A 3,522-nucleotide genomic window follows, 5' to 3' on the forward strand; every position below is an offset into this window, starting at 1 on the left:
TCATCGTCCACCGCCGGGCAGCGAGGTGCCGATGATGACCTTGGCCTGGATGGATCCGTCCGCCGCTTTGTCGCCCTGGATCAGCACCAGCTCGCCGGTGGGCAGATCGGACACCTTGGTGCCGGACAGCGAGATCACCTGGGTGCTGGCGTCGGTGCGGACGGTGATGGTGTTGCCGAGCACCGTGTCCACCGTGAGCGTGCCCCCGTCGTTGCCGGTGATGGTCCCCATGGTCGTGCCGAGGCCATCGACATCGCCGAGGCCGGGCACGCTCGGCAGCCCGCTCGGCGGGGTGGGCGCACCGGTCCTGGTGCCGGGCGCCGACCTGGTCGTGACCGGCGCCGACGAAAACGCCGCGGTGTCACTCGAATCGGAGTCGCTGCCGCCGAGCAGCATCCCGGCCACGACGCCGACCGCGCCGATCAGCAGCACGACGCCGAGACCGAGCGCGATCCACAGACCGGTATTGCGCCGTGGCGGGCCCGGCTGTTGCGGCGGAGCGCCGCCGGGCGGCACCGTCGTGCCCGCCCACCGGTTGTCGCCACCGCCCTGGTAGGCGGCCCACTGCGCGTCGTAGGACGGGAACTCTCGGGTGGCATTCGGCCCCGGCTGCGCCCATGCGCCGTACTGCTCGGTGGGAGGGTATTCCGAGGGCGCGCCGACGCCGTACGCCTCGGTGTACTCCGCGGTGTGCGCCGGTTCCCCGTACCCGGACTTCCCCGGCGGACCCAGGTGCTCGGTCGGCGCATCCTCCGGCCGCTGTCCCCACGGATCGTTCGGGTTGGTCATGCATTCCAGCGTAGGTGGTATTTGCCACCAGGCGTTCCCCGGCCGACAGGGGCGGATTGCGCGTCGCCCACTGTGGAGGCGCGGACCTCCACAGTGGGCGAGAACTCACCTGCCGACGATCAGGCCGTCACCGTCCGGCGCGACCGTCACCTTGACGTTGTCGCCGTCGGTGACCTCGCCCGCGAGCAGTTCCTTGGCGAGGGTGTCGCCGATGGCCTGCTGGATCAGCCTGCGCAGCGGGCGGGCGCCGTAGGCGGGGTCGTAGCCGCGGACCGCGAGCCAGAACCGGGCCGAATCGGTGACGTCCAGCTTCAGCCTGCGCTGCGACAACCGCTTCTGCAGCTGGTCGAGCTGGATGTCGACGATGCTCTCCAACTGCTCCTCGTCGAGGGCATGGAAGATGACCACGTCGTCCAAGCGGTTGAGGAACTCCGGCTTGAACGCCGAGCGGACCGCGTTCATCACGAACTCGCGATCGCCACCCGCACCCAGGTTGGAGGTGAGGATGAGGATCGTGTTGCGGAAGTCCACGGTGCGACCCTGGCCGTCGGTGAGCCTGCCCTCGTCGAGCACCTGCAGCAGGATGTCGAACACGTCCGGGTGCGCCTTCTCGATCTCGTCGAACAGCACCACCGTGTAGGGCCTGCGCCGCACCGCCTCGGTGAGCTGGCCGCCCTGGTCGTAGCCGACGTAACCGGGCGGTGCGCCGACCAGCCGGGCGACCGAGTGCTTCTCGCTGTACTCGCTCATGTCGATGCGGACCATGGCGCGCTCGTCGTCGAACAGGAAGTCCGCCAAGGCCTTCGCCAGCTCGGTCTTGCCGACACCGGTCGGGCCGAGGAACATGAACGACCCGGTCGGGCGGTTCGGGTCGGCGACGCCGGCGCGCGACCGGCGCACCGCGTCGGACACCGCCCGCACCGCCTCGGCCTGCCCGACCACGCGACGGCCCAGCTCCTGCTCCATGCGCAGCAGTTTCTGCGTCTCGCCTTCGAGCATGCGGCCCACCGGAATGCCGGTCCACGACGACACCACCTCGGCGATGTCATCGGGCCCGACCTCCTCCTTCAGCATGACCTCGCCGTCTCCCGCCGCCGCGGAAGACTTCTCGGCCTCGGCGAGCTGCTTCTCCAGCGCGGGGATGCGGCCGTAACGCAGCTCGGCCGCCTTGCCCAGATCGCCATCGCGCTCGGCGCGCTCCGATTCACCGCGCAGCGCTTCCAGCTGCTCCTTCAGCCCGCGCACCTGATCGATCGCGTTCTTCTCGTTCTGCCAGCGGGTGGTCAGCTGGTTGAGCCGCTCCCTGGCGTCGGCCAGTTCGGCGCGCAGCTTGTCCAGCCGCTGCTTGGAGGCCTCGTCGGTCTCCTTGCTCAACGCCACCTCTTCGATCTCCAAGCGCCGCACCGCGCGCTCCACCTCGTCGATCTCCACCGGACGGGAGTCGATCTCCATGCGCAACCGCGACGCGGACTCGTCGACCAGGTCGATCGCCTTGTCCGGCAGGAATCGGGAAGTGATGTAGCGGTCCGACAGCGCGGCGGCGGCGACCAGCGCGGAGTCGGTGATGCGCACGCCGTGGTGCACCTCGTAGCGCTCCTTGATGCCGCGCAGGATGCCGATGGTGTCCTCCACCGACGGCTCCCCGACCATTACCTGCTGGAAGCGCCGCTCCAAAGCGGCGTCCTTCTCGATGTGCTTGCGGTACTCGTCCAGCGTCGTCGCGCCGACCAGGCGCAGCTCACCGCGCGCCAGCATCGGCTTGATCATGTTGCCCGCGTCCATCGCCGATTCGCCGGTGGCGCCCGCGCCGACGATGGTGTGCAGCTCGTCGATGAACGTGATGATCTGGCCCGCGCTGTTCTTGATGTCCTCCAGCACGGCCTTGAGCCGTTCCTCGAATTCACCGCGGTACTTCGCGCCGGCGACCATCGCGCCGAGATCGAGCGCCACGACGGACTTGCCGCGCAACGACTCCGGAACGTCGCCCGCCACGATGCGCTGGGCCAGGCCCTCGACGATCGCGGTCTTGCCGACGCCGGGCTCGCCGATCAGCACCGGGTTGTTCTTGGTGCGGCGGCTCAAAACCTGGACCACACGGCGGATCTCGGTGTCCCGTCCGATCACCGGGTCGAGCTTGCCGGTGCGGGCGGCCTCGGTGAGGTCGGTGGAGTACTTCTCCAGCGCCTGGTAGGTGCCTTCCGGATCGGGGCTGGTCACCCGGGCGCTGCCGCGCACGGAGGTGAACGCCGAACGCAGCGCGTCCGCGGTGGCGCCGTACTTCTCCAGCAGCATCGTCACGTCGGAGTCGCCGTCGGCGAGACCGACCATGACGTGCTCGGTGGAGACGTACTCGTCGCCGAGTTCGGTGGCCAGGCGCTGAGCGGCGGTGATCGCGGCCAGCGCCTCCCGGCCCAGCTGTGGCGAGGTGGTGGCGCCGGTCGCCCGGGGAAGCCGGTCCACGATGTCCTGTGCCTCGCGTCGCACGGTCGCCGGATCGGTTCCGACGGCCTTCAGCAAGGGCGCGGCGATGCCGTCGGTCTGATCCAGCAACGCCACCAGCAAGTGCGCCGGACGGATCTCCGGATTGCCCGCGGCGGAGGCCGCCTGCAGTGCGGCGGTCAGGGCCGCCTGAGTCTTGGTGGTGGGATTGAACGAGTCCACGAGTCACCTTCCTACTAGTCGATTCGCACGGCGCCCAGCGCGATCTCGCACGACCGCCGTCCGGCTCGGCAC

General features: G+C 69.6%; 2 protein-coding genes. Both read right to left on the reverse strand.

All coding sequences use genetic code 11. The annotated features are described in order from the left end of the window. Positions 1–789, reverse strand: coding sequence for a DUF5666 domain-containing protein (locus ON34_RS26760; RefSeq protein ID WP_040784593.1), 789 nt, complete (start codon positions 787–789; stop codon positions 1–3). Positions 790–894: 105 nt separating this feature from the next. After that, positions 895–3,450 (reverse strand): ATP-dependent chaperone ClpB, encoded by a 2,556-nt coding sequence (gene clpB / locus ON34_RS26765; RefSeq protein ID WP_040784596.1) that lies wholly within the window; start codon positions 3,448–3,450, stop codon positions 895–897. Positions 3,451–3,522: the final 72 nt, after the last annotated feature.

Origin of the sequence: Nocardia pneumoniae NBRC 100136 (assembly GCF_000308755.1) — a bacterium.
Lineage (GTDB): Bacteria > Actinomycetota > Actinomycetes > Mycobacteriales > Mycobacteriaceae > Nocardia > Nocardia pneumoniae.